The 26,560-nt window shown below is 58.3% G+C and carries 31 protein-coding genes and 1 tRNA gene; 25 read left to right on the top strand and 7 right to left on the bottom strand.

Annotation, left to right across the window (positions count from 1 at the left end):
* Positions 1-314: 314 nt before the first annotated feature.
* Positions 315-710: a PA0061/PA0062 family lipoprotein gene (locus tag CFBP1590_RS20815; protein WP_240994267.1), complete on the bottom strand. Its 396-nt coding sequence runs from the start codon at positions 708-710 to the stop codon at positions 315-317.
* Between the two features lie 122 nt (positions 711-832).
* Positions 833-1,138: a putative quinol monooxygenase gene (locus CFBP1590_RS20810; protein WP_088235833.1), complete on the bottom strand. Its 306-nt coding sequence runs from the start codon at positions 1,136-1,138 to the stop codon at positions 833-835.
* A gap of 519 nt (positions 1,139-1,657) precedes the next feature.
* On the opposite strand from CFBP1590_RS20810, the gene CFBP1590_RS20805 reads away from it, so the two are divergent.
* Positions 1,658-1,924, top strand: a complete 267-nt coding sequence (locus CFBP1590_RS20805; RefSeq protein WP_029241752.1) for a hypothetical protein — start codon at positions 1,658-1,660, stop codon at positions 1,922-1,924.
* A 130-nt stretch (positions 1,925-2,054) separates the two neighbouring features.
* Here CFBP1590_RS20805 and CFBP1590_RS20800 read toward each other — a convergent pair whose 3' ends face one another.
* The 4 genes from CFBP1590_RS20800 to CFBP1590_RS20785 all read right to left on the bottom strand — a co-directional run bounded on the left by CFBP1590_RS20800 (position 2,055) and on the right by CFBP1590_RS20785 (position 4,159).
* Positions 2,055-2,465: a hypothetical protein gene (locus CFBP1590_RS20800; RefSeq protein ID WP_029241753.1), complete on the bottom strand. Its 411-nt coding sequence runs from the start codon at positions 2,463-2,465 to the stop codon at positions 2,055-2,057.
* Between the two features lie 85 nt (positions 2,466-2,550).
* Positions 2,551-3,066 (bottom strand): DUF6998 domain-containing protein, encoded by a 516-nt coding sequence (locus CFBP1590_RS20795; protein WP_374729010.1) that lies wholly within the window; start codon positions 3,064-3,066, stop codon positions 2,551-2,553.
* A gap of 44 nt (positions 3,067-3,110) precedes the next feature.
* A complete protein-coding gene (locus CFBP1590_RS20790; RefSeq protein WP_029241754.1) occupies positions 3,111-3,923 on the bottom strand; it encodes an NYN domain-containing protein in 813 nt (270 codons plus the stop codon).
* Positions 3,924-4,074: 151 nt separating this feature from the next.
* Positions 4,075-4,159: transfer RNA gene (locus tag CFBP1590_RS20785), tRNA-Leu, on the bottom strand.
* Between the two features lie 117 nt (positions 4,160-4,276).
* On the opposite strand from CFBP1590_RS20785, the gene queA reads away from it, so the two are divergent.
* The 6 genes from queA (at position 4,277) to CFBP1590_RS20755 (ending at position 10,364) form a co-directional block, all read left to right on the top strand.
* Positions 4,277-5,341 carry a tRNA preQ1(34) S-adenosylmethionine ribosyltransferase-isomerase QueA gene (gene queA / locus CFBP1590_RS20780; RefSeq protein WP_029241755.1) on the top strand — a complete coding sequence of 355 codons (1,065 nt, stop codon included), beginning with the start codon at positions 4,277-4,279 and terminating at the stop codon, positions 5,339-5,341.
* 14 nt (positions 5,342-5,355) lie between these two features.
* Positions 5,356-6,471: a tRNA guanosine(34) transglycosylase Tgt gene (gene tgt / locus CFBP1590_RS20775; RefSeq protein WP_088236445.1), complete on the top strand. Its 1,116-nt coding sequence runs from the start codon at positions 5,356-5,358 to the stop codon at positions 6,469-6,471.
* Positions 6,472-6,526: 55 nt separating this feature from the next.
* Positions 6,527-6,862 (top strand): preprotein translocase subunit YajC, encoded by a 336-nt coding sequence (gene yajC, locus CFBP1590_RS20770; protein ID WP_002552468.1) that lies wholly within the window; start codon positions 6,527-6,529, stop codon positions 6,860-6,862.
* Positions 6,863-6,924: 62 nt separating this feature from the next.
* Positions 6,925-8,793 (top strand): protein translocase subunit SecD, encoded by a 1,869-nt coding sequence (gene secD / locus CFBP1590_RS20765; protein WP_029241757.1) that lies wholly within the window; start codon positions 6,925-6,927, stop codon positions 8,791-8,793.
* A 9-nt stretch (positions 8,794-8,802) separates the two neighbouring features.
* Complete coding sequence (secF, locus tag CFBP1590_RS20760) at positions 8,803-9,714, top strand: protein translocase subunit SecF (protein WP_004878723.1); 912 nt, start codon at positions 8,803-8,805, stop codon at positions 9,712-9,714.
* 110 nt (positions 9,715-9,824) lie between these two features.
* On the top strand, positions 9,825-10,364 hold the full coding sequence (locus CFBP1590_RS20755) for a glycine zipper 2TM domain-containing protein (protein ID WP_004878725.1): 540 nt from the start codon (positions 9,825-9,827) through the stop codon (positions 10,362-10,364).
* A 63-nt stretch (positions 10,365-10,427) separates the two neighbouring features.
* On the opposite strand, the gene suhB is transcribed toward CFBP1590_RS20755, so the two are convergent.
* Entirely contained in the window at positions 10,428-11,243 is an 816-nt protein-coding gene (suhB, locus tag CFBP1590_RS20750) for a type III secretion system regulator SuhB (RefSeq protein ID WP_004878727.1), read from the bottom strand.
* A 215-nt stretch (positions 11,244-11,458) separates the two neighbouring features.
* Between suhB and trmJ the strand changes: the two genes are divergently transcribed.
* The 18 genes from trmJ to bamB all read left to right on the top strand — a co-directional run bounded on the left by trmJ (position 11,459) and on the right by bamB (position 26,504).
* Entirely contained in the window at positions 11,459-12,226 is a 768-nt protein-coding gene (trmJ, locus tag CFBP1590_RS20745) for a tRNA (cytosine(32)/uridine(32)-2'-O)-methyltransferase TrmJ (protein ID WP_029241758.1), read from the top strand.
* Positions 12,226-13,014, top strand: a complete 789-nt coding sequence (cysE, locus tag CFBP1590_RS20740) for a serine O-acetyltransferase (protein WP_029241759.1) — start codon at positions 12,226-12,228, stop codon at positions 13,012-13,014. Before trmJ ends, cysE begins: the two co-directional genes overlap by 1 nt.
* 158 nt (positions 13,015-13,172) lie before the next feature.
* A complete protein-coding gene (iscR, locus tag CFBP1590_RS20730; protein WP_004878734.1) occupies positions 13,173-13,664 on the top strand; it encodes a Fe-S cluster assembly transcriptional regulator IscR in 492 nt (163 codons plus the stop codon).
* 44 nt (positions 13,665-13,708) lie between these two features.
* Positions 13,709-14,923, top strand: coding sequence for an IscS subfamily cysteine desulfurase (locus tag CFBP1590_RS20725; protein ID WP_004878736.1), 1,215 nt, complete (start codon positions 13,709-13,711; stop codon positions 14,921-14,923).
* A gap of 86 nt (positions 14,924-15,009) precedes the next feature.
* Complete coding sequence (iscU, locus tag CFBP1590_RS20720; protein WP_002552476.1) at positions 15,010-15,396, top strand: Fe-S cluster assembly scaffold IscU; 387 nt, start codon at positions 15,010-15,012, stop codon at positions 15,394-15,396.
* Positions 15,397-15,430: 34 nt separating this feature from the next.
* Complete coding sequence (gene iscA, locus CFBP1590_RS20715) at positions 15,431-15,754, top strand: iron-sulfur cluster assembly protein IscA (protein WP_003365093.1); 324 nt, start codon at positions 15,431-15,433, stop codon at positions 15,752-15,754.
* 10 nt (positions 15,755-15,764) lie between these two features.
* Positions 15,765-16,286 carry a co-chaperone HscB gene (hscB, locus tag CFBP1590_RS20710; protein WP_004878740.1) on the top strand — a complete coding sequence of 174 codons (522 nt, stop codon included), beginning with the start codon at positions 15,765-15,767 and terminating at the stop codon, positions 16,284-16,286.
* Positions 16,287-16,332: 46 nt separating this feature from the next.
* Positions 16,333-18,195, top strand: a complete 1,863-nt coding sequence (gene hscA, locus CFBP1590_RS20705; protein WP_029241760.1) for a Fe-S protein assembly chaperone HscA — start codon at positions 16,333-16,335, stop codon at positions 18,193-18,195.
* 3 nt (positions 18,196-18,198) lie between these two features.
* Entirely contained in the window at positions 18,199-18,540 is a 342-nt protein-coding gene (fdx, locus tag CFBP1590_RS20700; RefSeq protein ID WP_025995072.1) for an ISC system 2Fe-2S type ferredoxin, read from the top strand.
* A gap of 14 nt (positions 18,541-18,554) precedes the next feature.
* Positions 18,555-18,755: a Fe-S cluster assembly protein IscX gene (iscX, locus tag CFBP1590_RS20695; protein WP_029241761.1), complete on the top strand. Its 201-nt coding sequence runs from the start codon at positions 18,555-18,557 to the stop codon at positions 18,753-18,755.
* 95 nt (positions 18,756-18,850) lie between these two features.
* Entirely contained in the window at positions 18,851-19,276 is a 426-nt protein-coding gene (gene ndk / locus CFBP1590_RS20690; protein WP_002552482.1) for a nucleoside-diphosphate kinase, read from the top strand.
* 31 nt (positions 19,277-19,307) lie between these two features.
* Positions 19,308-20,456, top strand: coding sequence for a dual-specificity RNA methyltransferase RlmN (gene rlmN, locus CFBP1590_RS20685; protein ID WP_004878747.1), 1,149 nt, complete (start codon positions 19,308-19,310; stop codon positions 20,454-20,456).
* A 38-nt stretch (positions 20,457-20,494) separates the two neighbouring features.
* Positions 20,495-21,253, top strand: a complete 759-nt coding sequence (gene pilW, locus CFBP1590_RS20680) for a type IV pilus biogenesis/stability protein PilW (RefSeq protein ID WP_025995074.1) — start codon at positions 20,495-20,497, stop codon at positions 21,251-21,253.
* Positions 21,253-22,254, top strand: coding sequence for a RodZ domain-containing protein (locus tag CFBP1590_RS20675; protein WP_058431917.1), 1,002 nt, complete (start codon positions 21,253-21,255; stop codon positions 22,252-22,254). The genes pilW and CFBP1590_RS20675 overlap by 1 nt, the downstream gene beginning before the upstream one ends.
* 3 nt (positions 22,255-22,257) lie before the next feature.
* Positions 22,258-23,367, top strand: coding sequence for a flavodoxin-dependent (E)-4-hydroxy-3-methylbut-2-enyl-diphosphate synthase (gene ispG, locus CFBP1590_RS20670; protein ID WP_025995076.1), 1,110 nt, complete (start codon positions 22,258-22,260; stop codon positions 23,365-23,367).
* A 22-nt stretch (positions 23,368-23,389) separates the two neighbouring features.
* Positions 23,390-24,679 (top strand): histidine--tRNA ligase, encoded by a 1,290-nt coding sequence (gene hisS / locus CFBP1590_RS20665; RefSeq protein ID WP_025995077.1) that lies wholly within the window; start codon positions 23,390-23,392, stop codon positions 24,677-24,679.
* Between the two features lie 39 nt (positions 24,680-24,718).
* Positions 24,719-25,360, top strand: coding sequence for a tetratricopeptide repeat protein (locus tag CFBP1590_RS20660; protein ID WP_004878756.1), 642 nt, complete (start codon positions 24,719-24,721; stop codon positions 25,358-25,360).
* Positions 25,353-26,504, top strand: a complete 1,152-nt coding sequence (gene bamB / locus CFBP1590_RS20655; protein ID WP_025995079.1) for an outer membrane protein assembly factor BamB — start codon at positions 25,353-25,355, stop codon at positions 26,502-26,504. The genes CFBP1590_RS20660 and bamB overlap by 8 nt, the downstream gene beginning before the upstream one ends.
* Positions 26,505-26,560 lie beyond the last annotated feature (56 nt).

Raw genomic sequence — 26,560 nt, 5'->3', positions numbered from 1 at the left:
GGCCCGAAGGCCTCCGACGCACAGCCGCCATAACACATGCTTCAAGTTTTGGCTTGATGCAGGGGAGGACGATGATACGCCTGGATAGAACGGATCGCTAAATCCGGTTGCTGATGGGGCAGCGAACGGCGAGCAGGTTGAACTGTCTGCCTGCCTGAAAATAGAGGCTGATTCGCTGAGTCTTGTAGGAAAGGGATGTGCCCGATAGGAAGAGGTTTTTTTAGTCTAGCGAAGGGGAAGTTTGATGCCTGGATACGCCTCGCAAATGGCCCAGCCCTGCGAGACGTATTCTTGTGATGTGACAATGAATGAGATCAGAGGCAAGGCACCTTGTCCGTCTGCGCCAGCGCCTTTCCCTTGCTATCGAACAGCGTGACTTTGACCTCGGCCCCCGACCTGCTTTCGATCAACGTATAAAGCTCATCGGCGGCAAACGCGCTGTATTCAAGCGTTGCCACGCAACGGCGCTGACTCTTCTGATAACCTCTCGCCACAATACCCAGTTCCATTGAATGCCTGCCGGGCGAAACTTCGAAATGAGTCAGGTTTTCGGCAGGTGTCGCATCAAGACGTCGTGCGATCATCTCATCACCCACCTGAGCTTCAATATGAACGATGGCATTACCTTTGTCAGGCACAGGCGTTCCAGTTGCACATCCAGCCAGGCCTGATATGGCTACAACGAACGCTGCAAGTTTCAAGAGCTTCATGTTAAAACCTTTATATAAAAAGAGTGGGTGTGGCGAGAAATAACTTTTCCATCGTGCGCGTGCATTTCTGACAGGCGTGTCAAAGCCCGGTCGAGCTGTTCAAGTTGCGGGGTATAACGGGGTCAGGCCGTAATATTGATATTGGCTGCGAAGCGAGCGAACGCGATATTGGCCTCGGCGTCGATGAGTTCATCAATGAACTCGGTCATTGCAGCCGTACAGAAATGATCAGTCATTTGTCCTTCATTCGACCAATAACCGCTGACGATCCAGCGGGCGGTGCTCTTTGTGCTCCTGCTCAGCGCATAGCTCAAACAGCCCGGCGCCTTGTTCAATTGCTCGATGTGCTTGAGCAACAATGCCTCGACATCATGTCTCGGACTTTCCAGAAAACTGATCTCCAGAGTATTGATTGAGGTAATAGTCATACGCTGAACCTTTGTTGCCTGTCGAATACTTGATCCTTTACTGGGTGCCTATGCGTTGGACCGTTGCCAGGTATGTGAGCAGGCTACTGGCTTTTCCTCGAAAAGGTTACCCACTCAAAAGCTCATGCAAACATGAGATTTGCTCAGCAATGATCAGGTACGCAGCGGCAAGCCTTCATCCAGAAGCCTTTCCTACCGATCACCCTTGCGGACTGGATGCTCTATGGAGCGCCAGCCGAAAGCGGATAAATGTATCGATTCGTTCTCCATGCAATAGAAAACTCATCACCTGTCGCGCAAGCAGTTCGCCGAAATGCCGGTCAAATCATCCGCGACTCCCCGAAACACCGGTGACCGGTTTTTCAGAGACAGCGACGTGAGTAGGTAGGCAGCAAGGCGCAGCGCAATTGATGAGCTGCTAAAAAACGGAAATTCAGGAAGGAGTATTTGCACGCCACATGCAACGTTAATGGACCAGATTCAGTAACCACTTCCCCCTATCCATTTGGAAAATACCTGATGCGCATGCGTAAGAATCTGGCTGCAAAGATCGGCGGTTTTCTGCTCGCGTCCTTGATCGCAGGCACTTCATTGCCCGCGTTCGCGGCTAACGATTGCGACCTCGACAATGACCACATTACCGACGCCACGTGTGGCGGTAATGACAAGGATCTGGACAACGACCACAGCACCGACGCCGCGTTTGGTGGCAACGACACCGATCAGGACAATGACCACAGCACGGATAAATACAACGTCGGAGCACCGCCACACGCGAAAAAATAGTGATCCGGATCTATCCAGCGTTTGAAAGGGCCTGGTTGGGCTGCGCCTGAAATTATCATGTCTTTGAGGCTGAAACGCGCTTGCTAGGGGCAAGCGCATTTCGTTCAGACAAGACTGTACGCGCTGGCCATCAGACGGAAGGATTCTGGATTTTCCTGGCGATCAAGGTGACGCCTTCGGTGAAGCTGAAACCATACCCGTAGCCATACCCCCAGCCTCCGCCCGGAGCGCCTATTTGTTCGGGGAACTTTACGTTCTCGTACTTGAATTCGTAATTATAGGCACCCGACAGGATCGGCAAGATGGTCTGAATCTCATAACCGTCAGCATTGAGCTGCGCCACCGCTTCTTCGATGTCTTTCGACAGCCGCTCGCCATCAATCTCGCAGTCCGACCAACCGGTTTGCTGCCATTGTTTCTCTTTCCGAGTCTCTTCTTTCGTACCGAACAGCCCCCACGTCATCTCGCCCGTGGGCACTTTGACGGTGACTTCTTCACCGATAGGGCGGAAGTGGGCTTTTACATAAACGATCTTGTTCACTGGGCTGTCCTGAGGTCCATTCTGCGGCGATTATACCGATGGGCAACGTCATGAATAGAACGGGGCGGTTGGGCAGGGCGACAGGTCAGCGCGTCATGTCAGGATTTGGAAGGCTTGCATGGGCCTTCAGTGGAAGGCGATCCAGCGGATTCACTTCCAGCGCCAACAGTTGAATGGCGGCAAGACTCAGCACCTTGGTGCCGGCCCATCCATTTTCCGGCAGCAATCTGCGCACAGGAGCTTCGGGTCCGTTGTAGGCAACCATGGCGGTATTGGATTCAAAGTCGATCCTGAAAAACAGCAGGTAGTCGGCAAAGCCTTTGCCCGGCGTGAATGCAGGGCCTGATCTGGCGCTACCGGTCGCTTTCACTTGCACGGTTTTCCCGGCCCTGGTGAGCGCGTCCACCCCACCTGTGCGTTTCTCGGGGATCAGTAGATCGAAGTGCTCCAACGCCAATGCTTCTGCGATATCGCCCACCAGGCGTCCATCCAGCGTGAACTTCAAGCCTGTGCTTGCATAGTGAGCAGCCAGTGCCTGCTGTGATTTCCAAAGATCACCAATGACTTCGGGCAATGGAAGTAAAACGTGTCTGGTATCCATATCGATTTATTTCTCTTTACTAATGGCGGGTAAAGCCCCGGATGTTATTTGGTCGCCTTTCTGCGCCGTGCATACAGCGCCAGACCAACTGAACCTGGCGTTTCCCTTCCTTGCAGCTCAAATAACTCCGGGTAGCCCTTGACCAACTCGCTCAATTTTTTATAGCCGTGGCTACGGGGATCGAATTCAGGTCTCAGCTTGGTGATGTTCGTGCCAAGCGCGCCCAGATGCACCCAGCCATCTTCGTCGGCTATGTCATCCAGTATTTTCGCGATAAAGGAGACAGGGGCCTTGGGTTTGCTCTTCTTGACTTCAGGCGGGTTCGCGACTTCCTCTGCCTTGCCAATTGCAGGCTGGGCTGTGTCACGGGCATCCGCGCCGTTGGCAACGACGGCCTGAACCTCAGCCCTGAGTAATTCGGTGTAGATGAATTTATCGCAGGCTGACACGAACGACTTGGGCGTCTTTTCCTCACCAAACCCGTAGACCGTCAGACCTTCTTCCCTCAGCCGCGAAGCGAGGCGGGTGAAGTCGCTATCGCTCGACACCAGACAAAAACCATCGAAGCGCCGTGTGTACAACAGATCCATCGCGTCAATGATCAGCGAACTGTCCGTGGCATTCTTGCCTTTGGTGTAAGCGAACTGCTGGATGGGCTGAATGGAGTTTTCCAGAAGCACCTTCTTCCAGCCACCCAGTTGCGGCCCGGTCCAGTCTCCGTAGATTCTTTTGACGTTGGCGACGCCGTACTTGGCGATCTCCTCGAACAGACCCTCGACAATCGCCGATTGGGCATTGTCCGCGTCGATCAGAACCGCCAAATGCTTTTGCGCATGAGAGGAGGGGTTGGCAGCCATGAGGTGTCCCTGAGTCAAAGACCTCAACATAGCTTTAAATCAGGTGCAGGCAAATAGCTATCCTGTCGTTGCAGTAAGGGTCGAGACGATTAAGCCCACTTTCCACCAGGCGAAAAAAAAAGACCTTGAATTTCAAGGTCTTTTTCAATTTTGGTGCCCCGAGGGAGAATCGAACTCCCACTTCTTTCGAAAACGGATTTTGAATCCGCCGCGTCTACCAATTCCGCCATCAGGGCTCAATGGCGGCGAAGTATAGGGATCGGTTTTCCGTTGGTCAACAGGGATTTGCGGTGGTTTTTTACTAATTCCGCCAAACCGGATAAACTTCCCGGCCCTGCTAAACGAACCCCATCATGCGCGTCGCTGACTTTACCTTCGATCTCCCGGATTCCTTGATTGCTCGTCACCCGCTGGCCGAGCGTCGCAGTAGTCGTCTGTTGACCCTGGACGGGGTGAGCGGCGCGCTGGCACATCGTCAATTCACTGATTTGCTTGAGCATTTGCGCCCTGGCGATTTGATGGTGTTCAACAATACCCGCGTCATTCCTGCGCGTCTGTTCGGGCAGAAAGCCTCTGGCGGCAAGCTGGAGATTCTGGTCGAACGCGTGCTGGACAGCCACCGCGTGCTGGCCCATGTGCGCTCCAGCAAGTCGCCCAAGCCGGGCTCGTCGATCCTGATCGACGGCGGCGGGGAGGCCGAGATGGTGGCGCGGCATGATGCGCTGTTCGAGTTGCGTTTCGCCGAAGAAGTGCTGCCGCTGCTCGACCGTGTCGGGCATATGCCGTTGCCTCCTTATATAGACCGTCCGGACGAAGGCGCCGACCGCGAGCGCTATCAGACTGTTTACGCTGAGCGCGCCGGTGCTGTGGCGGCGCCGACGGCGGGTCTGCATTTCGATCAGCCGCTGCTGGAGGCGATTGCCGCCAAGGGCGTCGAGACGACGTTCGTCACGCTGCACGTCGGCGCGGGTACGTTTCAGCCGGTGCGCGTCGAGCAGATCGAAGATCACCACATGCACACCGAATGGCTTGAAGTGGGCCAGGACGTGGTCGATGCCGTGGCCGCGTGCCGGGCGCGCGGCGGACGGGTGATCGCGGTCGGGACCACCAGCGTGCGTTCGCTGGAAAGCGCGGCGCGCGATGGCGTGCTGAAGCCGTTCAGCGGCGACACCGATATCTTCATCTATCCAGGCCGACCGTTTCATGTGGTCGATGCGCTGGTGACCAATTTCCATTTGCCCGAATCCACGCTGCTGATGCTGGTTTCGGCGTTCGCCGGTTATCCCGAGACCATGGCGGCCTACGCGGCTGCCATCGAGCACGGGTACCGCTTCTTCAGTTACGGTGATGCGATGTTCATCACCCGCAATCCCGCGCCGACGGCCCCACAGGAATCGGTACCAGAGGATCACGCATGAGTCGCACCTGTCGTATGTCTTTCGAGTTGTTGGCCACCGACGGCAAGGCCCGTCGCGGTCGCCTGACCTTTCCCCGTGGCGTGGTCGAGACCCCGGCGTTCATGCCGGTGGGCACCTACGGCACGGTCAAGGGCATGCTGCCACGGGACATCGAAGCCACCGGCGCGCAGATCATTCTGGGCAACACCTTTCACCTGTGGCTGCGTCCGGGCACCGAGGTCATCAAGGGCCATGGCGACCTGCACGATTTCATGCAGTGGCAGGGTCCGATTCTGACTGACTCCGGCGGTTTTCAGGTGTTCAGCCTGGGCGCCATGCGCAAGATCAAGGAGGAGGGCGTGACCTTCGCCTCGCCGGTCGACGGTGCCAAGGTGTTCATGGGGCCGGAAGAGTCCATGCAGGTCCAGCGTGATCTGGGTTCGGACATCGTGATGATCTTCGACGAATGCACGCCGTACCCGGCCGATGAGGACGTGGCGCGCATCTCCATGGAGCTGTCGCTGCGTTGGGCCAAGCGTTCCAAGATCGCTCACGGCGAGAATACCGCTGCGCTGTTCGGCATCGTTCAGGGCGGCATGCATGAAAACCTGCGCATGCGCTCGCTGGAAGGCCTGGATCAGATCGGTTTCGACGGACTGGCCATTGGCGGTCTGTCGGTGGGCGAGCCCAAGCACGAGATGATCAAGGTGCTGGATTATCTGCCGGGCCAGATGCCGGCTGACAAACCCCGTTACCTGATGGGAGTAGGCAAGCCGGAAGATCTGGTCGAAGGTGTTCGCCGCGGAGTCGACATGTTCGACTGCGTGATGCCGACCCGCAATGCCCGCAATGGTCATTTGTTCATTGATACCGGTGTGCTGAAAATTCGTAATGCGTTCCATCGGCATGACAATTCGCCGCTGGATCCGACCTGCGACTGCTACACCTGCAAGAACTTCTCGCGCGCTTATCTGCATCACCTGGACAAGTGCAACGAAATGCTGGGGAGCATGCTCAATACGATCCACAATTTGCGGCACTACCAGCTGCTTATGGCTGGTTTGCGCGAGGCTATTCAACAGGGTACATTGGCCGCCTTTGTCGATGCCTTCTATGCCAAACGCGGAATTCCCACGCCGCCTCTGGGTTGAAACAGAACGAGTTTTTCCTGCTTTTTTATACTAATTATGTAACTTGGAGCGACACATGAGCTTTTTCATCTCTCCCGCTTTTGCGGATGCTGCTGCACCGGCTGCCGGTCCTGCGGGCAGCGGTTTCGAGTGGATCTTCCTGGTTGGCTTTCTGGTCATCTTCTATCTGATGATCTGGCGTCCACAGGCCAAGCGCGCCAAAGAGCAGAAGAACCTGCTGGGCAACCTGCAGAAAGGCGACGAAGTTGTGACCAGCGGCGGCATCGCCGGCAAGATCAACAAAGTGACCGACGATTTCGTCGTGATCGAAGTGTCTGACACCGTTGAGTTGAAAATCCAGAAGGGCGCAATCGCAGCCACTCTGCCAAAAGGCACCCTGAAAGCGATCTGAGTACCAACTTTTACCCATCGACGGGGCGCGCAAGGCGCCCCGCGTTTTAAGCGGGCGGCGTGATGCTGAACAAATACCCTCTGTGGAAATACGTACTGATCCTGGCGGTGCTGGTGGTCGGTTTTATTTATTCCGCACCCAATCTCTACCCTGACGATTCGGCCATTCAGATCAGTGGCGCAAGTACTGCGTTGCAGGTCACCCAGGCAGATGTGGATCGTGCAGCCAAGGCGCTGACCGATGCCGGTATTCCGGTCAAGGCTTCTTCTCTGGCTGAGAATGGCAAAGGCGGTTTGTTGCGTCTGAGCAAGCAGGAAGACCAGTTGCCGGCCAAGGATGTCGTGCGCAAGGCGCTGGGTGATGACTATGTCGTCGCGCTGAACCTGGCCCGCACCACGCCGAACTGGCTGCGCAATATTGGCGCAACTCCGATGAAACTCGGCCTCGACCTGTCCGGTGGTGTGCACTTCCTGCTAGAAGTCGACATGGACAAGGCAATCGATGCCCGTCTGAAAGTCTACGAAGGCGAAGTCAAGGCGCTGCTGCGCAAGGAAAAGGTGCGTTATCGCAGCCTGCCGCAGCTGGGTAACGTGATTCAGCTGGGCTTTGGTGACGATGCAGAGCGCGAGCAGGCTCGTGCGCTGGTACGCAAGACCTTTACCGATTTCGAAATCACGCCTGCCGAGCTGAACGGGATTCCCGTGCTGCGCATGGCGCTGACCCCGGCCAAGCTGGCCGAGATTCGTGAATACTCCATCAAGCAGAACCTGACCACCGTACGTAACCGGGTCAACGAGCTGGGCGTTGCCGAGCCGCTGGTTCAGCGTCAGGGTGCCAACCGCATCGTGGTTGAGCTGCCGGGCGTGCAGGACACTGCAGAAGCCAAGCGTATTCTGGGCAAGACCGCCAACCTCGAGTTCCGTCTGGGCGCAGGTCCCGACGATTCGAAAGGCACCACCGAAATGTTCGAATTCCGCGAAGGCGGACGTCCGGCAGCGGCGGTGGAGCGTGGCCTGATCATCACCGGTGACCAGGTAACCGACGCCAAGGCGAGCTTCGACGAGCACGGTCGTCCGCAGGTGAACATCAACCTTGATGGTCACGGTGGCGAGTTGATGAGTCGTGCAACCCGCAGCAACGTGGGTCGCAGCATGGCGGTGATCTTCATCGAGCAGCGTCCGACCACCACTTTCACCAAGCAGATGGTCAACGGCGTCGAGAAAGACGTGCCGGTCCAGACGTTCAAGGAAGACAAGAAGATCATCAGCCTGGCGACCATCCAGTCGCCACTGGGCAGTCAGTTCCGTATCACGGGTCTGAACGGTCAGGGCGAATCGTCCGAGCTGGCGCTGCTGTTGCGTGCCGGTGGTCTGGCGGCACCGATGTACTTCGCTGAAGAGCGCACCATCGGTCCGAGCCTGGGTGCCGACAACATCACCAAGGGTGTCGATGCTTCCCTGTGGGGCATGCTGTTCGTGTCGCTGTTCATCATGGCCATCTACCGTTTCTTCGGTCTGATCGCGACCGTGGCGCTGGCCTTCAACATGGTCATGCTGCTGGCGCTGATGTCGCTGCTGGGTGCAACGCTGACCCTGCCGGGTATCGCCGGTATCGTATTGACGATGGGTATGGCGGTGGACGCCAACGTGCTGATCTTCTCGCGGATACGTGAAGAGATCGCCAACGGCATGACGGTTCAGCGCGCAATCAGCGAAGGTTTCGATCGTGCCTACACGGCGATCCTCGACGCCAACCTGACGACGCTGCTGGTCGGCGGCATTCTCTTCGCGATGGGCACCGGTCCCGTCAAAGGGTTTGCGGTGACCATGTCGCTCGGGATCTTTACCTCGATGTTCACAGCCATCATGGTGACCCGCGCAATGGTCAACCTGATCTATGGCGGTCGTGACTTCAAGAAGTTGTGGATTTAAGGGGCTGCCATGAAACGTACCATCAACTTCATGGGCGTTCGCAACGTTGCGTTCGCCATTACCATGCTCCTTACCGCACTGGCGTTGTTCAGCTGGTTCCATAAAGGGCTTAACTTTGGTCTGGATTTTACCGGCGGTACGCTCATCGAGCTGACCTACGAGCGTCCGGCCGATCTGGGCAAGGTCCGTCAGGAACTGGTCCAGGCCGGTTATCACGAAGCTGTCGTACAGAGCTTTGGTGCGACCACAGACCTGCTGGTGCGCATGCCGGGTGAAGACCCTCAGCTGGGCACTCAGGTCGCTGAAGCGCTGCGCAAGTCGGGTGCTGACAACCCGGCGGTGGTCAAGCGGGTCGAGTTCGTCGGTCCTCAGGTCGGTGAAGAGCTGCGTGACCAGGGCGGTATCGGCATGCTGCTGGCGCTCGGTGGCGTACTGATCTATCTGGCGTTCCGCTTCCAGTGGAAGTTTGCGGTCGGTGCGATCGTTTCGCTGATCCACGACGTGGTCGTGACGATGGGTATCCTGTCGTTCTTCCAGATCACCTTCGACCTGACGGTGCTGGCGGCAGTGCTGGCGATCATCGGCTACTCGTTGAACGACACCATTGTGGTATTCGACCGGGTTCGCGAGAACTTCCGTCTGCTGCGCAAGGCGTCGTTGATCGAGAACATCAACATCTCCACCACCCAGACGCTGCTGCGCACCATGGCGACATCGATATCCACGCTGCTGGCAATCGTTGCGCTTTGGGTGTTCGGTGGTGACAGCCTGGAAGGCTTCTCCATCGCGTTGTTCATCGGTGTGCTGGCGGGTACCTACTCGTCGATCTACATCGCCAACGTGGTGCTGATCTGGCTGAACCTGACCACCGAGGATCTCATTCCTCCGGTCGTGGTCGAGAAGGCGGATGATCTGCCCTGATAGCCAGTTGTCATAAAAAAGGCGCGAGTGATGAACTCGCGCCTTTTTTTATGCTCCAAGGCTAGGCATTGCGCAGTCATGCTGCGTTTCGATTGGGTCAGGAGGTTCACGTGAACAAGTCTATGCTTGTTGGTGTTGTATTAGGTGCTGCTGTAGTAACTGCTGGCGGTGCCGTTGCCACCTATAGCCTGGTCAAGGGTGGTCCTGAGTATGCGGACGTATTGGCTGTAGAGCCGATCAACCAGCAGATCAAAACTCCCCGCGAAGTTTGCAAGGACGTAACCGTTACCCGTCAGGCGCCGGTCAAGGACCAGCACCAGATCGTGGGTAGCGTCATCGGTGCTGTAGCCGGCGGTTTGCTGGGTAATCAGATCGGTGGTGGTAACGGCAAGAAGATCGCAACCGTTGCAGGTGCGGTCGGTGGTGGTTATGCCGGTAACAAGGTTCAGGAAGGTATGCAGGAGCGTGACACTTACACCACGACGCAGAACCGTTGCACAACAGTCAATGACGTGAGCGACAAGGTTGTAGGCTACAACGTGAAGTACAAGTTGAATGAGAAGGTGGGTCAGGTCCGTATGGAGCGTGATCCAGGCAATCAGATTCCTGTCGACAAGAACGGTCAGCTGATTCTGGGTCAGGCCCAGTAAATCAGCCGAGCTTCTGCAAGGCATAAAAAAACCGGCTTTCGCCGGTTTTTTTACGTCTGTCGCTTAACGCTTGAGCGAAGGCGGCAGGTGCGGTGCGATTGCAGTCAGCACGGCTTTGAAGCACTTGGTGTTACCGGCAACGATGTGGCCTTTTTCCAGGAAGTCATGACCGCCTGTGAAGTCGCTGACCAGACCGCCCGCTTCTTGAATCAGCAGGGCGCCTGCAGCGATGTCCCACTCGGACAGACCCGACTCCCAGAACGCGTCGAAACGACCGGCTGCGACATAGGCGAGGTCCAGGCTGGCGGCGCCTGCGCGGCGGATGCCTGCGGTCTGGCCAACCAGGCTGCGGAACATGCCCAGGTAGTTTTCGAGATTGTCCATCTGGTTGTCGCGGAAAGGGAAGCCGGTGCCCAGCAGTGCGCCTTCAAGGCTCTTGCGCTGGCTGACACGCAGACGACGACCGTTCAGGGCAGCGCCACGGCCACGGCTGGCGGTGAATTCTTCCTGGCGGACGGGATCAAGGACGACAGCGTGTTCGAGACGACCACGGTATTTGCAGGCGATGCTGACCGCGAAGTGCGGGATGCCGCGAACGAAGTTGGTGGTGCCGTCCAGTGGGTCGATGATCCACAGGTAGTCGGTGCCTTCGCCGCTGCCTTCGTGCATGCCGCTTTCTTCACCCAGGATGCCGTGGGTCGGGTAGGCTTTGCGCAGAGCGGTGATGATGCTCTGCTCGGCAGCACGGTCGATCTCTGAGACGTAGTCTTTGGCTTCTTTTTCGTCGACCTTGATGGTATCCAAGCGCTCGATGGAGCGGAAAATCAATTCGCTGGCGCTGCGGGCGGCGCGCAGCGCGATATTCAGCATGGGCTGCATGGACAATTCACCTAAGGTTGTTAAAGAGAGCCGGCCATTCTATTGGGTGCGTCGAATTATTTCCAGCCTTGCGTTGTAACGGTTGTCGGGTTCAGGGCCATTACTTATCACGCCTACGTGTGCTCAAGGGCTGCCCGGCTTGAACAGGTTCATAGCGTTAGTCCGGGCGTTTCTGTAAGATTTGCCCCCCTAATTCGCGTCAGTGAGCGTTCGCTTTGTTGCAGAACATTCGTGTTGTCCTGGTCGGCACTACCCATCCCGGAAATATCGGCGGGGCTGCTCGCGCCATGAAAAACATGGGGCTTTCGCGCCTGGTGCTGGTCGATCCGCGGATCTTCCCTTCGCCTGACGCCGATGCGCGAGCCTCGGGTGCCACCGATATTCTGGAAGGCGCGCAGGTAGTCGCCACGCTGGAAGAGGCGCTGACGGGTTGCCGTCTGGTGCTCGGCACTAGTGCCCGTGATCGCAGTCTGCCGTGGCCGATGCTGGACCCTCGCGCTTCAGGCGTGAAGGTTGTCGAGCAGGCCGGGCAGGGCGCCGAGGTGGCGCTGGTCTTCGGTCGCGAGCACGCAGGCCTGACCAACGAAGAGCTGCAGCGTTGTCACTTCCATGTGCACATCCCGTCCGACCCGGGCTTCAGCTCGTTGAACCTGGCTGCTGCCGTGCAGGTGCTCAGCTATGAAGTGCGTATGTCCTGGCTGGCAGCTTCCGAGCAGCCCGCTCATGACGAGTCCTCGAAAATGGCGCACAACGCCGAGCTGGCGACCATGGATGAAATGGAAGGCTTTTATGGCCATCTTGAAGCCACGCTGGTGGCGATCGGTTTTCTTGATCCCGAAAAGCCGCGTCACCTGATGGCGCGCCTGCGCAGGCTTTTTGGCCGCAGCGAAGTGGAGCATTCCGAGCTCAGCATCCTTCGCGGGATCCTGACCGAAACCCAGAAAGCTGCGCGCGGTGAACCCTACAAGCGGAAGGATCAGTGATGTTCGAGCGTCTGCGAGAAGATATTCAAAGTGTGTTCCATCGTGACCCGGCCGCGCGCAACGCGTTCGATGTGCTGACCTGCTATCCGGGCATGCACGCTATCTGGCTGCACCGCTTCGCGCACATTCTGTGGGGCAAGGGCTGGAAATGGCCGGCTCGCGTGGTCTCCAATTTCGGTCGCTGGATGACCGGAATCGAAATTCATCCGGGGGCGCGCATCGGTCGCCGCTTCTTCATCGACCATGGCATGGGCATCGTTATCGGTGAAACCGCCGAGATCGGCAATGACGTGACGCTGTATCAGGGCGTCACCCTGGGCGGCACCAGCTGGAACGCAGGCAAGCGTCACCCGACGCTGGAAGACGGCGTAGTGGTGGGTGCGGGCGCTAAGGTGCTAGGCCCGTTCACCGTCGGTGCCGGCGCCAAGATCGGTTCCAACGCGGTCGTGACCAAGGCTGTGCCAGCAGGCGCGACGGCGGTGGGTATTCCGGGTCGCATCATCGTCAAGTCCGACGATGAGACCGAAGCCAAGCGCAAGGCAATGGCCGAGAAGCTGGGTTTCGATGCCTATGGCGTCAGTGCCGATATGCCGGACCCGGTCGCACGTGCCATCGGCCAGTTGCTCGATCACCTGCAGGCTGTGGACGGTCGTCTCGAAGACATGTGCGGCGCGCTCAGTCGGCTGGGCAGCGACTACTGCGCCAAGGATCTGCCGGAGCTGCGCGACGAGGTCTTCGACTGCGTCAAGGATAAGCGCGAAGAGACGCTGGAAAATAAGATCGGCTAGGCAGGGCAGGGGTTTGGGACGTGTCATTGCGCCGCACCTTTGCTATGATGCAGCCCGCACTTTTTGCTAAACCCGACTGTTTTACTCGGTCTAATAGTTGACTCATTTACTCGGGAATAGCATACTCACGCTCATTCCGATCCTCTGCGGTACACGCCATGCGACTGACTACAAAAGGCCGATACGCTGTAACAGCCATGCTTGACCTGGCCTTGCACGCGCAGAACGGGCCAGTGTCTCTGGCCGATATCTCCGAGCGACAGGGCATTTCCCTGTCTTATCTCGAGCAGCTGTTCGCCAAGCTTCGCCGCGGCAATCTGGTTTCCAGTGTCCGTGGCCCTGGTGGTGGTTATCAGCTTTCTCGCGACATGAAAGGTATCCAGGTGGCGCAGGTCGTCGATGCTGTCAATGAGTCGGTCGATGCCACCCGCTGTCAGGGGTTGGGTGATTGCCACGCTGGCGACACCTGTCTCACTCACCATTTGTGGTGCGACCTGAGCCAGCAGATTCACGAATTTCTAAGCGGTATCAGCTTGGCGGATCTTGTCACTCGCCGTGAGGTACAAGAAGTCGCCCAGCGCCAGGATATGCGCCGTAGCCATTGCAATACGTCGCAACTGGGTAAGATTGAAACGTCCGCCGTTGAATGAACGCAGATGAATGAGCGGTGCGCCTGCCTGATAGGAGAGCTTCAATGAAATTGCCGATTTACCTCGATTACTCCGCGACGACCCCGGTCGATCCGCGTGTCGCGCAGAAAATGATCGATTGCCTGACAGTCGAAGGAAACTTCGGCAACCCGGCGTCGCGTTCCCACGTCTTTGGCTGGAAAGCCGAAGAAGCGGTCGAGAATGCCCGCCGTCAGGTCGCCGACCTGGTCAACGCCGATCCGCGTGAAATCGTCTGGACCTCCGGTGCCACCGAGTCCAACAACCTCGCGATCAAGGGCGTTGCGCACTTTTACGCCAGCAAGGGCAAACACATCATCACCTCCAAGGTCGAGCACAAGGCTGTCCTGGACACCACGCGCCAACTGGAGCGTGAAGGTTTTGAAGTGACTTACATCGAGCCAGGCGAAGACGGTCTGATCACCCCTGCCATGATCGAAGCTGCACTGCGTGACGACACCATCGTGGTTTCGATCATGCACGTGAACAACGAGATCGGCACCATCAACGACATCGCTGCCATCGGTGAGCTGACCCGTTCGCGTGGCGTGTTGTTCCACGTTGACGGCGCGCAATCGACCGGCAAGGTTGAAATCGATCTGGCCAGCCTCAAGGTTGACCTCATGTCGTTCTCTGCCCACAAGACCTACGGTCCCAAAGGTATTGGCGCGCTGTACGTGAGCCGCAAGCCACGTGTTCGTCTGGAAGCTGCCATGCACGGCGGCGGTCACGAGCGTGGCATGCGTTCCGGTACGCTGGCGACCCACCAGATCGTTGGCATGGGCGAAGCCTTCCGTATCGCCAAGGAAGAGATGGCCGCTGAAAACGTGCGTATCAAAGCGCTGAGCGACCGTTTCTACAAGCAGGTCGAGAATCTGGAAGAGCTCTACGTGAACGGCAGCCTGACTGCCCGCGTACCGCACAACCTGAACCTGAGCTTCAACTACGTTGAAGGCGAGTCGCTGATCATGGCGCTCAAGGATCTGGCGGTATCGTCCGGTTCGGCCTGTACGTCTGCATCGCTGGAGCCTTCGTATGTATTGCGTGCTCTGGGCCGCAACGACGAACTGGCACACAGCTCGATCCGTTTCACCTTCGGCCGGTTCACCACCGAAGAAGAAATCGATTATGCCGCGCAGAAAGTCTGCGAGGCCGTTACCAAGCTGCGTACGCTTTCGCCGCTGTGGGACATGTTCAAAGACGGCGTCGATATCTCCAAGATCGAGTGGGCGGCGCACTAATTTAAAGTCGCCTCCAACACAGGTCGTGGTTGGCATCTGCCGGCACGACCTGAAGAGCGGCTCCCTGATGTGAGAGGAATAGAATCATGGCTTACAGCGAAAAGGTCATCGACCACTACGAGAATCCGCGCAACGTCGGCAAGATGAATGCGGAAGATCCTGATGTTGGCACTGGCATGGTCGGCGCTCCGGCGTGCGGCGACGTGATGCGTCTGCAGATCAAGGTCAACGAGCAGGGCGTTATCGAAGACGCCAAGTTCAAGACCTACGGCTGCGGTTCGGCAATCGCTTCCAGCTCCCTGGCAACCGAGTGGATGAAAGGCAAGACTCTGGATGAAGCAGAGACCATCAAGAACACTCAGCTGGCTGAAGAGCTGGCACTGCCTCCGGTAAAGATTCACTGCTCCGTGCTCGCAGAAGACGCCATCAAGGCGGCCGTTCGCGATTACAAGCAGAAGAAAGGTCTGCTGTAAGCAGTCCTTTTTCAGAAACGCGTAAGGAGTTCCGATGGCTATCAGCATGACAGAAGCTGCCGCTAACCACGTACGACGTTCCCTTGAGGGGCGTGGCAAGGGTGATGGCGTTCGTCTGGGTGTTCGCACCACAGGCTGTTCAGGTCTTGCCTATGTGCTCGAGTTCGTCGATGAGGCGGCCAGCGAAGACACCGTCTTCGAGATGCACGGCGTTAAGGTGATTATCGACCCGAAAAGCCTGGTCTATCTCGATGGCACCGAGCTCGACTTCGTTCGGGAAGGGTTGAACGAAGGCTTCAAGTTCAACAACCCCAATTCGCGCGGCGAGTGCGGCTGCGGCGAAAGCTTCAACGTCTGAGGCTTTTATTGTGGGTACTCCCTGTCACTTCGCCCTGTTCGAGCTCAAGCCTGATTTTCAGCTTGATCTTGATCAGTTGGCGACGCGTTATCGCGAATTGGCGCGTGGCGTCCATCCAGACCGTTTTGCCGACGCTTCCGAGCGGGAGCAACGTACGGCGCTGGAGCGTTCCGCCAGTCTCAACGAAGCCTATCAGACCCTCAAGAGCCCGCCGAAAAGGGCACGTTACCTGTTGGCCATGAATGGCAACGAGGTACCGCTTGAGGTCACCGTGCACGATCCGGACTTTCTTCTGCAGCAGATGCAGTGGCGCGAAGAACTAGAAGATCTGCAGGATGAAGCTGATCTCGCCGGGGTCGCGACGTTCAAGCGTCGGCTCAAGGTGGCTCAGGATGAACTGAATCAGAGCTTTGCTGCCTGTTGGAATGACGCTGCACAGCGCGAGCACGCCGAAAGGCTGATGCGGCGCATGCAGTTTCTCGACAAGCTTTCTCACGAAGTGCGCCAGTTAGAAGAGCGCCTCGACGATTAACCCCGTGCTGCCCTGGCCGCACGCCCAGTGATTATTCTGAATACGCATGGCCTTACTGCAGATCGCCGAACCCGGCCTCAGTCCTCAACCGCATCAGCGCCGTCTGGCTGTGGGGATCGACTTGGGCACCACCAACTCTCTGGTTGCTGCAGTGCGCAGCGGCCTGTCCGAGCCACTGGCCGACGCAGAAGGTCAGGTCATCCTGCCCTCTGCCGTTCGCTATCACGCCGATCGGGTCGAAGTGGGGCAGTCGGCGAAAGTCGCCGCTTCCCAGGATCCGTTCAATACCGTGCTCTCGGTCAAGCGGCTGATGGGGCGTGGGCTGACCGACGTCAAGCAACTGGGTGAGCAGCTGCCTTACCGCTTCGTCGACGGCGAGTCGCACATGCCGTTCATTGAGACCGTCCAGGGGCCTAAAAGCCCGGTGGAAGTCTCTGCCGACATTCTCAAAGTGCTGCGTCAGCGAGCTGAAGAAGCGCTGGGCGGCGAGCTGGTCGGTGCGGTGATCACAGTTCCTGCCTATTTCGATGACGCTCAGCGTCAGGCCACCAAGGATGCTGCCAAGCTGGCAGGCCTGAACGTGTTGCGCCTGCTCAACGAGCCGACGGCTGCTGCAGTCGCCTACGGTCTGGACCAGAAAGCCGAAGGCGTGGTCGCGATTTATGACCTGGGTGGCGGCACGTTTGATATCTCCATCCTACGTCTGACGGGGGGCGTCTTCGAGGTGCTGGCAACTGGCGGCGACACGGCGCTGGGCGGCGATGATTTCGATCACGCGATTGCCAGCTGGATTGTTGCCGAAGCCGGCCTTTCCGCCGATCTCGCGCCTTCTGCCCAGCGCAGCCTGCTGCAGGCAGCATGCGCAGCCAAGGAAGCGCTGACCGATGCCGACGCCGTCGATGTAGCGTATGGCGATTGGAAGGCCGTGCTGACTCGCGAAGCGCTGAACGCGATGATCGAGCCAATGGTTGCCCGCAGCCTGAAAGCCTGCCGCCGCGCCGTGCGTGATACCGGCATCGAGCTTGAAGAAGTCGAAGCGGTCGTCATGGTGGGCGGATCGACGCGTGTGCCGCGTGTCCGTGAAGCCGTTGCCGAACTGTTTGGTCGTCAGCCGCTGACCGAAATCGATCCGGATCAAGTGGTGGCCATCGGGGCCGCGATCCAGGCCGATACACTGGCAGGCAACAAGCGCGACGGTGAAGAATTGCTGCTGCTCGACGTGATTCCGCTCTCGCTGGGGCTGGAAACCATGGGCGGGCTGATGGAGAAGGTCATTCCGCGCAACACCACGATTCCTGTGGCGCGCGGTCAGGACTTCACCACGTACAAAGATGGCCAGACGGCCATGATGATTCATGTGCTGCAGGGCGAGCGAGAGCTGATCAGCGATTGCCGTTCTCTGGCGCGCTTCGAACTGCGCGGTATTCCACCGATGGTGGCGGGCGCGGCGAAGATCCGCGTCACCTTCCAGGTGGACGCCGATGGTCTGCTGAGTGTTTCGGCGCGCGAACTGGGTTCGGGCATCGAAGCGAGCATTCAGGTCAAGCCGTCGTATGGCCTGACCGACGGCGAAATCACCCGCATGCTCAAGGACTCCTTCGCCTACGCCGGTGACGACAAGGTCGCCCGCGTATTGCGCGAGCATCAGGTCGATGCTGAGCGCCTGCTCGAAGCAGTGCAGGGCGCGCTGGATGCCGATGGCGAGCGCCTTCTCGATGAAGAAGAGCGTTTGGTCATCAACCTGCAGATGGATGAGCTGCGCGAATTGATGAAAGGCACCGATGGACACGCCATCGAGCAACAGACCAAGCGTCTGTCGCAAGTGACCGATGCATTTGCTGCCCGCCGCCTGGATTCGACGGTGAAAGCCGCACTGGCCGGACGCAACCTGAATGAGATTGAGGAATAACTGATGCCGCAGGTGATTTTTCTGCCCCACGCCGAGCACTGCCCGGACGGGCTGGTTGTAGAAGTTGAACCCGGTATATCCATCCTCGAGCTTGCTCACGAGCATCACATCGAGATCGAAAGCGCCTGTGGCGGCGTCTGTGCCTGCACGACCTGTCACTGCGTCATTCGCCAGGGCTTCAACTCGCTGAATGAAGCCGACGAGCTGGAAGAGGACATGCTCGACAAAGCCTGGGGCCTTGAGCCGCAATCGCGTCTATCCTGTCAGGCAATTGTCGGCACCGAAGATCTGACTGTCGAAATACCCAAGTATTCGCTCAACCACGCTGCCGAAGCGCCGCACTGATTCAAGGAACGCTCATGAGTCTCAAATGGGTCGATGTGCAGGAAATCGCCATTCAACTGGCCGAAGCGCATCCGGAGATCAATCCGTTGACCGTAAATTTCGTCAAGTTGCGCGGCCTGGTCATGGCTCTGCCTGAATTCGATGACATTCCGGATCGTGGCGGCGAGAAGGTCCTTGAAGCGATTCAGGGGCTTTGGATCGAAGAGCTCGACTGAGTCTGTAACGCATGTTTTTAGGCAATACCCTCAGAACCCGCGTATAATTCGCGGGTTTAATTTTTCGCTTCAATCACTGTTTCTGGAGTTTCACCATGGCTGTTCAACGTACTTTCTCCATCATCAAGCCTGACGCCGTTGCAAAGAACGTAATCGGCGAGATCACCACTCGTTTCGAAAAAGCCGGTCTGCGCGTTGTTGCTTCCAAGCTGAAGCAGCTGTCCAAGGCCGAAGCTGAAGGTTTCTACGCTGAGCACAGCGCTCGTGGTTTCTTCGGCGACCTGGTTGCTTTCATGATCTCCGGTCCGGTTGTCGTTCAGGTTCTGGAAGGCGAAAACGCTATCGCTCTGAACCGCGAGCTGATGGGCGCTACCAACCCTAAAGAAGCTGCTGCCGGCACCATCCGTGCTGACTTCGCTGATTCCATCGACGCCAACGCTGTACACGGTTCCGATTCCGAAGCAGCCGCTGCTCGTGAAATCTCGTACTTCTTCGCAGCTACCGAGGTAACCGCTCGCTAAGTCTTGCGACTATCGAGTGAAGGGTGAATTCATGATTGCATCGACTGGTAAAACCAACCTGCTGGGTCTGACTCAGCTGGAAATGGAGAAATTCTTCGACTCTATCGGGGAGAAGCGCTTCCGTGCCGGTCAGGTCATGAAGTGGATTCACCACTTTGGCGTCGATGATTTCGACGCCATGACGAACGTCAGCAAGGCTTTGCGCGAAAAGCTCAAGGCCTGTGCCGAAGTTCGGGGTCCTGAAGTCGTCAGCGAGGACATTTCGAGCGATGGCACCCGTAAATGGGTGGTGCGCGTCGAGTCCGGCAGCTGCGTCGAGACCGTCTATATTCCGCAAGGCAAGCGCGGCACTCTGTGCGTGTCTTCCCAGGCGGGCTGTGCCCTGGATTGCAGTTTCTGCTCCACCGGCAAGCAAGGCTTCAACAGCAACCTCACCGCCGCCGAAGTTATCGGTCAGGTGTGGATTGCCAACAAATCCTTTGGCAGTGTCCCGGCAACCGTCGACCGTGCAATCACCAACGTGGTGATGATGGGCATGGGTGAGCCACTGCTGAACTTCGACAATGTCATCGCCGCCATGCATCTGATGATGGATGACCTGGGGTATGGCATTTCCAAGCGCCGGGTGACCCTGTCCACCTCAGGCGTGGTGCCGATGATCGACGAGCTGTCCAAGCACATCGATGTATCGCTGGCCCTGTCGCTGCATGCGCCCAATGACGCGCTGCGCAACCAGCTGGTGCCGATCAACAAGAAATACCCGCTGAAAATGCTGCTCGAATCCTGCCGTCGCTACATGTCGAACCTGGGTGAAAAGCGTGTGCTCACCATCGAGTACACCATGCTCAAGGACATCAATGACAAGGTCGAGCACGCCGTTGAAATGATCGAGTTGCTCAAGGACACGCCTTGCAAGATCAACCTGATCCCTTTCAACCCTTTCCCGCACTCCGGTTACGAGCGTCCGAGCAATAACGCGATCCGTCGTTTCCAGGACCTGTTGCATCAGGCTGGCTATAACGTCACTGTGCGTACCACGCGTGGCGAAGACATCGATGCCGCTTGCGGCCAGTTGGTCGGCCAGGTGATGGATCGCACGCGTCGTAGTGAACGCTATATCGCAGTGCGAGAGTTGAGTGTCGAGGCCGATTCAGTGCCAGGCGCGGCGACCCGAACCTGACTGCCCAACCGAACGCGAAACTGACCAAGAGGGACTTCATGTCTGTGCGCGCCCCGTTGCTGCTGTGTGTTGTCATGTTGCTCGTGGGCTGCGTATCAACCGGCAATGTCAATCCGCTCTCGACCTCCCAGGGACGTGAAGAAGCGCGCAAGGCCTACGTTCAGCTCGGAATCGGCTATCTGCAGCAAGGCCAGACCGAACGCGCCAAGGTGCCCTTGAAGAAGGCGCTTGAGCTGGACGGTTCGGACGCTGGAGCCAACGCGGCATTGGCGCTGGTCTTTCAGGCCGAAATGGAACCTGAACTCGCCGACCAGTACTTTCGCAAGGCGCTGTCGGCAAGCCGCAACGACACACGCATCGTCAACAATTACGGCAGTTTTCTCTACGAGCAGAAGCGCTACAAGGAAGCCTACGAGCGTTTCGAGCAAGCGGCTGCCGATAACCTATATCCTGAGCGTTCGCGGGTTTTCGAAAGCCTGGGCATGACCTCGATCAAGCTGGGCAATCGCGAGCAGGCCCGCGAGCATTTCACCAAGGCCCTGCGGCTGGACAACCAGCAGCCACGTGCGTTGCTGGAAATGGCTGAGTTGTCTTACGAAGACGGGCATTATGTGCCAGCGCGTGACTATTACGACCGTTTTAGCCAGCTGAGCGAGCAAAATGCACGTAGTCTATTGCTCGGTACGCGGTTGGCTAAAGTGTATGAAGACCGCAACAAGGCGGCCAGTTTTGGTCTGCAATTAAAAAGACTCTATCCCGGTACGCCGGAATATCAGCAATACCTGTCGGAGCAATGATGAAAGCGGCGCATCCCGAAGTTGTAGCAACCACCCGCGTGAATCCTGGAGAAACCCTGCGTCAGGTTCGCGAGAGCAAAAACTGGTCGCTGCCAGATGTGGCTTTGAGGCTGAACCTCACCGTGACTTCACTGAGTCATCTGGAGAACGGGAACTTTGAAAAGCTGCCTGGGCACACCTTCGCCCGGGGGTATGTACGTGCCTACGCGAAACTGCTGGAGCTGGATCAGGCCGCGATGGTCGAGCAGTTCGATCAGTTCACCGGCACCGACGGCAAGGGCAGCCCGGTGCACGCCCTGGGTCGCATCGAAGAGCCGGTGCGCCTGTCGCACAATATCCTGCGTATCGTCAGCCTGCTGCTGCTGATCGCGCTGATCGGTGGCGGTTTCTTCTGGTGGCAGGACCAGGCCTCGATGCGCGGCAAGGATCTTTCGGGGCTCAACCTTGAGCACGTCGAAGTCGAAAGCGCTGACGGCACCACCCAGATTCACCCGCTGGACGAGCCCGAGGACCAGGCGGTCGTCGAAAACCCTTCAACCGGCGAAACATCGCTGCCGTTGAACACCGGTACGCCGTCCACGCAAACCCAGAGCGCTGCGCCTGAAGTCCCGGCTCCTGCCGTTACAGCGCCTGCGCACACGCAAGCACCTGCCACTGCAACGCCGCCGGCCGCATCGGCTCAGGCGCCTGCAGTTGCGCCATCCGTTCCGTCCATGCCGACCCCGCCAGCTGCCGAGCAGATTGCTCCTGTCATGCCGGGTGCCGGGCAGGTCAACGTGCAGTTCACGGCCGATTGCTGGACTCAGGTGACAGACGGTAATGGCAAGGTGCTGGTCAGCGGTCTCAAGCGCAAGGGCGAGAGCCTTGACGTCAACGGCAAGCCGCCGCTGACCCTGCGCCTGGGCTTCGCCCGCGGTGCGCAAGTCAGCTACAACGGTCAGCCTGTAGACGTGGCACCTTTTACCAGCGGCGAGACTGCTCGCCTGAAACTAGGTCAATAAGTCATGCACGGCGAATCCCCGATCAAGCGTCGCGAATCCCGAAAAATATGGGTTGGTTCTGTTCCTGTCGGCGGCGATGCCCCGATTGCAGTGCAGAGCATGACCAACAGTGACACCAACGATGTGGCGGCCACGGTCGCACAGATCAACCGGCTGGAAGCGGCCGGTGTCGACATCGTGCGGGTCTCGGTACCGGACATGGACGCGGCCGAAGCGTTCGGCCGTATCAAGCAGTTGGTGAAAGTCCCACTGGTGGCCGACATCCATTTCGACTACAGGATCGCATTGCGCGTAGCCGAACTGGGCGTTGATTGCCTGCGCATCAACCCAGGCAACATTGGTCGTGAAGACCGGGTCCGTGCCGTGGTCGATGCCGCGCGTGATCGCGGCATCCCGATCCGCATCGGCGTAAACGCCGGTTCTCTGGAAAAAGACCTGCAGAAGAAGTACGGCGAGCCCACGCCCGCTGCGCTGGTCGAGTCCGCGTTGCGTCACGTTGAGCACCTGGAGCGGTTGAATTTCCCGGACTTCAAGGTCAGCGTGAAGGCCTCCGACGTGTTCATGGCCGTCGAAGCCTATCGCCTCCTGGCCAAGGAAATTGTCCAGCCACTGCACCTGGGCATCACCGAAGCCGGTGGATTGCGTTCAGGCACAGTGAAATCGGCCGTCGGCCTAGGTATGCTGCTCGCCGAAGGAATTGGCGATACTATCCGCATCTCGCTGGCCGCTGATCCGGTCGAAGAGGTGAAGGTCGGTTACGACATTCTCAAATCGTTGCGCCTTCGTTCCCGTGGCATCAACTTCATCGCCTGCCCGAGCTGCTCGCGGCAGAACTTCGATGTGGTCAAGACCATGAACGAGCTTGAAGGTCGTCTCGAGGATTTGCTGGTGCCGCTGGATGTTGCGGTCATCGGGTGTGTGGTCAACGGTCCTGGCGAAGCCAAGGAGGCGCATATCGGCCTCACGGGCGGTACGCCGAACCTGATCTACATCGATGGCAAGCCTGCGCAGAAGCTGACCAATGACAATCTTGTGGATGAGCTGGAACGCTTGATTCGCGAGAAAGCGGCTGAAAAGGCCGAAGCCGACGCCTCGGTCATCGTGCGCGGCTAACCCGTATTGCTAAGGATTTTTTGTGAGTAAGTCTCTGCAAGCCATTCGTGGCATGAACGACATCCTGCCTGAGCAGACGCCGCTGTGGCGTCACTTCGAAGGCACTGTCTCGCGCCTGCTCGATAACTATGGTTATCGCCAGATTCGCATGCCTATCGTCGAATTTACCGACCTGTTCAAGCGCTCGATCGGCGAAGTCACCGATATCGTCGAGAAAGAGATGTACACCTTTGCCGATCGCAACGGTGACTCGCTGACCCTGCGCCCTGAAGGCACGGCGGCGTGCGTGCGCGCAGTGCTCGAGCATGGCATCACGGGTGGCGGCCAGGTGCAGAAGCTGTGGTACATCGGCCCGATGTTCCGTCACGAGCGTCCGCAGAAAGGCCGGTATCGCCAGTTTCACCAGATCGGCGTGGAAGTCTTCAACCTTGACGGTCCGGACATCGATGCCGAACTGATCGTCATGACCTGGCGCCTGTGGGGCATGCTGGGTATTCGCAACGCGGTCAAGCTCGAGCTCAACAGCCTGGGCACCAGCGAAGCCCGTGCACGCTATCGCGAGGCGCTGGTGGAGTTTCTGTCGGCGCGTCTCGACCAACTGGATGAAGACAGCCAGCGCCGTCTGAAAACCAATCCGCTGCGCGTGCTCGACACCAAGCATCCCGAGACTCAGGCCGTGTTGGTGGATGCGCCGAAGCTGGCCGATTATCTCGATGAAGAATCCCGCGTTCACTTCGAAGGCCTGAAAGCCCGTCTGGACGCTGCCGGTATTCCTTACGTGATCAATCCCAAGCTGGTGCGCGGGCTGGATTACTACAGCAAGACCGTTTTCGAATGGGTTACCGATCAACTGGGTGCTCAGGGCACTGTCTGTGCGGGCGGTCGTTACGACGGCCTGGTCGAGCAGATGGGCGGCAAGCCCACAGCGGGCGTTGGCTTTGCAATGGGCATCGAGCGTCTGGTGCTGCTGCTGGAGACCCTGGAGCAGATCCCGGAAGAGATCTCCCGTCAGGTCGACGTGTACCTTTGCGCGTTCGGTGAAGCTGCCGAGCTTGCCGGTCTGACGCTCGCCGAACAGGTGCGCGACCGTCTGCCGAACCTGCGTCTGCAGGTCAATGCCGGTGCCGGTAGCTTCAAGAGTCAGTTCAAGAAAGCCGACAAGAGCGGCGCGCTGTATGCTCTGATCCTCGGCGACGAAGAGCTCGGCCAGAAGATCATTGGCGTCAAACCCCTGCGTGGTCAGGGTGAACAACAAAATATTGCTTGGGACGCTCTGTCAGAGCACCTGGCCTCCTGCGTCGTGCAGGGTTGAAGCTGATTAACAGCCGTTTTAGCGAATAGGAGTATTGGGGTGTCGAGTTCCGAAGATGATGAGCTGGCGGGAGTCAAGGACTGGTGGCAGCGCAACGGCAAACCCCTGGTTGCAGGTGGCCTGCTGGCGCTGATCGTGGTCCTGGGCTGGCAGTTCTGGCAGAGATATCAGGCTAATCAGTCGCAAGGCGCCTCGATGCTCTACCAGCAGTTGCTCGAAACCGCACTGACGCCAAGTGGCCAGGCAGACACCACGCGTGTCGCCGAAATCTCCGGCAAGCTGAAAAGCGAATACGGCGGCACCACTTATGCGCAGTACGGCAGTCTTTTCGTCGCCAAGGTGGCAGTGGATACCGGTAAACTCGACGACGCAGCAGCAGAGCTGAAAGTCGTTGCCGACAAGCCTGCCAACGAAACGCTGGGTGAAATTGCCCGTCAGCGTCTGGCACGAGTGCTGGCTGCACAGAACAAGGCTGATGATGCGCTGAAGCTGCTGGACGGCGATGCTGAAAAGTCGTTCTTGGCCAGCCGTGAAGAACTCAAGGGTGACCTGCTGGTTCAGCTGGGTCGTACCGACGAGGCACATGCTGCATACCAAAAGGCCAAATCCGCTCTGTCTGAAGAGGCAGCGGTCGGTGGTCTGCAAATGAAGCTCGACGATCTGGCGAAAGGGGATGCGTGACGTGATTCGTTGGAAACATGCAGCATTGCTGGCTCTGGCCATTCTGGCCGCGGGTTGCAGCAGCAACAGCAAGAAAGAACTGCCGCCGGCCGAGCTGACTGACTTCAAGGAAGAAGTGGTCCTGCAAAAGCAGTGGAGCCGCTCCATCGGTGACGGTCAGGGCAAAACTTACAATATGCTGGTTCCGGCCATCGACGGCGATCGCATCTATGCGGCCGACGTCACGGGCGAAATCGTTTCGCTGGATCGCCTGACCGGCGACGTGATCTGGAAGAAAGATCTCGAGCTGCCGGTCTCCGGCGCGGTGGGCGTAGGTTACGGCCTGGTGATGATCGGCACCCTCAAGGGTGAAGTCGTTGCCATGGACGCCACCACCGGCGAAGAGAAATGGCGCGCTCGCGTAAGCAGCGAAGTACTGGCCCCGCCTGCCACCAACGGCAGTGTTGTCGTGGTTCAGACCCAGGATGATCGCGTGGTCGGCTTCGATGCCTCCACCGGTTCCCAGCTCTGGATCTACGAAAGCACGCCTGCGGTACTGACCCTGCGCGGTACAGGCGCTCCTTTGGCGACCAACCGTCTTGCGGTGGCCGGTCTGTCCACGGGCAAGGTTGTTGCGCTGGATATCACCAACGGCGTGCCGATCTGGGAGCAGCGTGTAGCGGTTCCACAGGGTCGTTCGGAACTGGACCGTGTGGTCGATATCGACGGCGGTCTGCTGCTGTCCGGCGGTACACTGTACGTCGCGACCTATCAGGGTCGTGTTGCCGGTCTGGAACTGGAAAGCGGTCGTGTGCTCTGGCAGCGTGACGCGTCGAGCTACTCGGGCGTTGCCCAGGGCTTCGGCAGCGTTTACGCCACCCTGGCTTCCGGCACCGTCGAAGGTATCGACGAGCGTTCTTCCTCCGCACTGTGGAGCAACGAATCTCTGGCCCGCCGTCAACTGGGCGCGCCGGAAGTGTATTCCAGCTACATCGCGGTCGGCGACATGGAAGGCTATCTCCACCTGTTGAGCCAGGTAGACGGTCGTTTCGTGGGTCGTCAGCGTATCGACAGCGACGGCCTGCGTGCTCGTCCGCTGGTGGTTGGTGACATGATTTACGTGTATGGCAACAGCGGCAAACTGGAAGCCCTGACCATCAAGTAATGATTGACGAAGCCAGAGGCTCAAGGCCTCTGGCGACCTTGCTCAGGCAAGGCTGC

The organism is Pseudomonas viridiflava (assembly GCF_900184295.1).
Taxonomy (GTDB): Bacteria; Pseudomonadota; Gammaproteobacteria; order Pseudomonadales; family Pseudomonadaceae; genus Aquipseudomonas; species Aquipseudomonas viridiflava.
This window is presented reverse-complemented; position numbering and strand designations above follow the sequence as displayed.

Bases quoted from the DNA above. Each gene is read 5' to 3' on its own strand.
- CFBP1590_RS20815 (WP_240994267.1), bottom strand. From the start codon at position 710: ATGAAGCTCTTGAAACTTGCAGCGTTCGTTGTAGCCATATCAGGCCTG.
- CFBP1590_RS20810 (WP_088235833.1), bottom strand. From the start codon at position 1,138: ATGACTATTACCTCAATCAATACTCTGGAGATCAGTTTTCTGGAAAGT.
- CFBP1590_RS20805 (WP_029241752.1), top strand. From the start codon at position 1,658: ATGCGCATGCGTAAGAATCTGGCTGCAAAGATCGGCGGTTTTCTGCTC.
- CFBP1590_RS20795 (WP_374729010.1), bottom strand. From the start codon at position 3,066: ATGGATACCAGACACGTTTTACTTCCATTGCCCGAAGTCATTGGTGAT.
- CFBP1590_RS20790 (WP_029241754.1), bottom strand. From the start codon at position 3,923: ATGGCTGCCAACCCCTCCTCTCATGCGCAAAAGCATTTGGCGGTTCTG.
- queA (WP_029241755.1), top strand. From the start codon at position 4,277: ATGCGCGTCGCTGACTTTACCTTCGATCTCCCGGATTCCTTGATTGCT.
- tgt (WP_088236445.1), top strand. From the start codon at position 5,356: ATGTCTTTCGAGTTGTTGGCCACCGACGGCAAGGCCCGTCGCGGTCGC.
- yajC (WP_002552468.1), top strand. From the start codon at position 6,527: ATGAGCTTTTTCATCTCTCCCGCTTTTGCGGATGCTGCTGCACCGGCT.
- secD (WP_029241757.1), top strand. From the start codon at position 6,925: ATGCTGAACAAATACCCTCTGTGGAAATACGTACTGATCCTGGCGGTG.
- secF (WP_004878723.1), top strand. From the start codon at position 8,803: ATGAAACGTACCATCAACTTCATGGGCGTTCGCAACGTTGCGTTCGCC.
- suhB (WP_004878727.1), bottom strand. From the start codon at position 11,243: ATGCAGCCCATGCTGAATATCGCGCTGCGCGCCGCCCGCAGCGCCAGC.
- cysE (WP_029241759.1), top strand. From the start codon at position 12,226: ATGTTCGAGCGTCTGCGAGAAGATATTCAAAGTGTGTTCCATCGTGAC.
- iscR (WP_004878734.1), top strand. From the start codon at position 13,173: ATGCGACTGACTACAAAAGGCCGATACGCTGTAACAGCCATGCTTGAC.
- CFBP1590_RS20725 (WP_004878736.1), top strand. From the start codon at position 13,709: ATGAAATTGCCGATTTACCTCGATTACTCCGCGACGACCCCGGTCGAT.
- iscU (WP_002552476.1), top strand. From the start codon at position 15,010: ATGGCTTACAGCGAAAAGGTCATCGACCACTACGAGAATCCGCGCAAC.
- iscA (WP_003365093.1), top strand. From the start codon at position 15,431: ATGGCTATCAGCATGACAGAAGCTGCCGCTAACCACGTACGACGTTCC.
- hscA (WP_029241760.1), top strand. From the start codon at position 16,333: ATGGCCTTACTGCAGATCGCCGAACCCGGCCTCAGTCCTCAACCGCAT.
- fdx (WP_025995072.1), top strand. From the start codon at position 18,199: ATGCCGCAGGTGATTTTTCTGCCCCACGCCGAGCACTGCCCGGACGGG.
- iscX (WP_029241761.1), top strand. From the start codon at position 18,555: ATGAGTCTCAAATGGGTCGATGTGCAGGAAATCGCCATTCAACTGGCC.
- ndk (WP_002552482.1), top strand. From the start codon at position 18,851: ATGGCTGTTCAACGTACTTTCTCCATCATCAAGCCTGACGCCGTTGCA.
- rlmN (WP_004878747.1), top strand. From the start codon at position 19,308: ATGATTGCATCGACTGGTAAAACCAACCTGCTGGGTCTGACTCAGCTG.
- pilW (WP_025995074.1), top strand. From the start codon at position 20,495: ATGTCTGTGCGCGCCCCGTTGCTGCTGTGTGTTGTCATGTTGCTCGTG.
- CFBP1590_RS20675 (WP_058431917.1), top strand. From the start codon at position 21,253: ATGAAAGCGGCGCATCCCGAAGTTGTAGCAACCACCCGCGTGAATCCT.
- ispG (WP_025995076.1), top strand. From the start codon at position 22,258: ATGCACGGCGAATCCCCGATCAAGCGTCGCGAATCCCGAAAAATATGG.
- bamB (WP_025995079.1), top strand. From the start codon at position 25,353: ATGCGTGACGTGATTCGTTGGAAACATGCAGCATTGCTGGCTCTGGCC.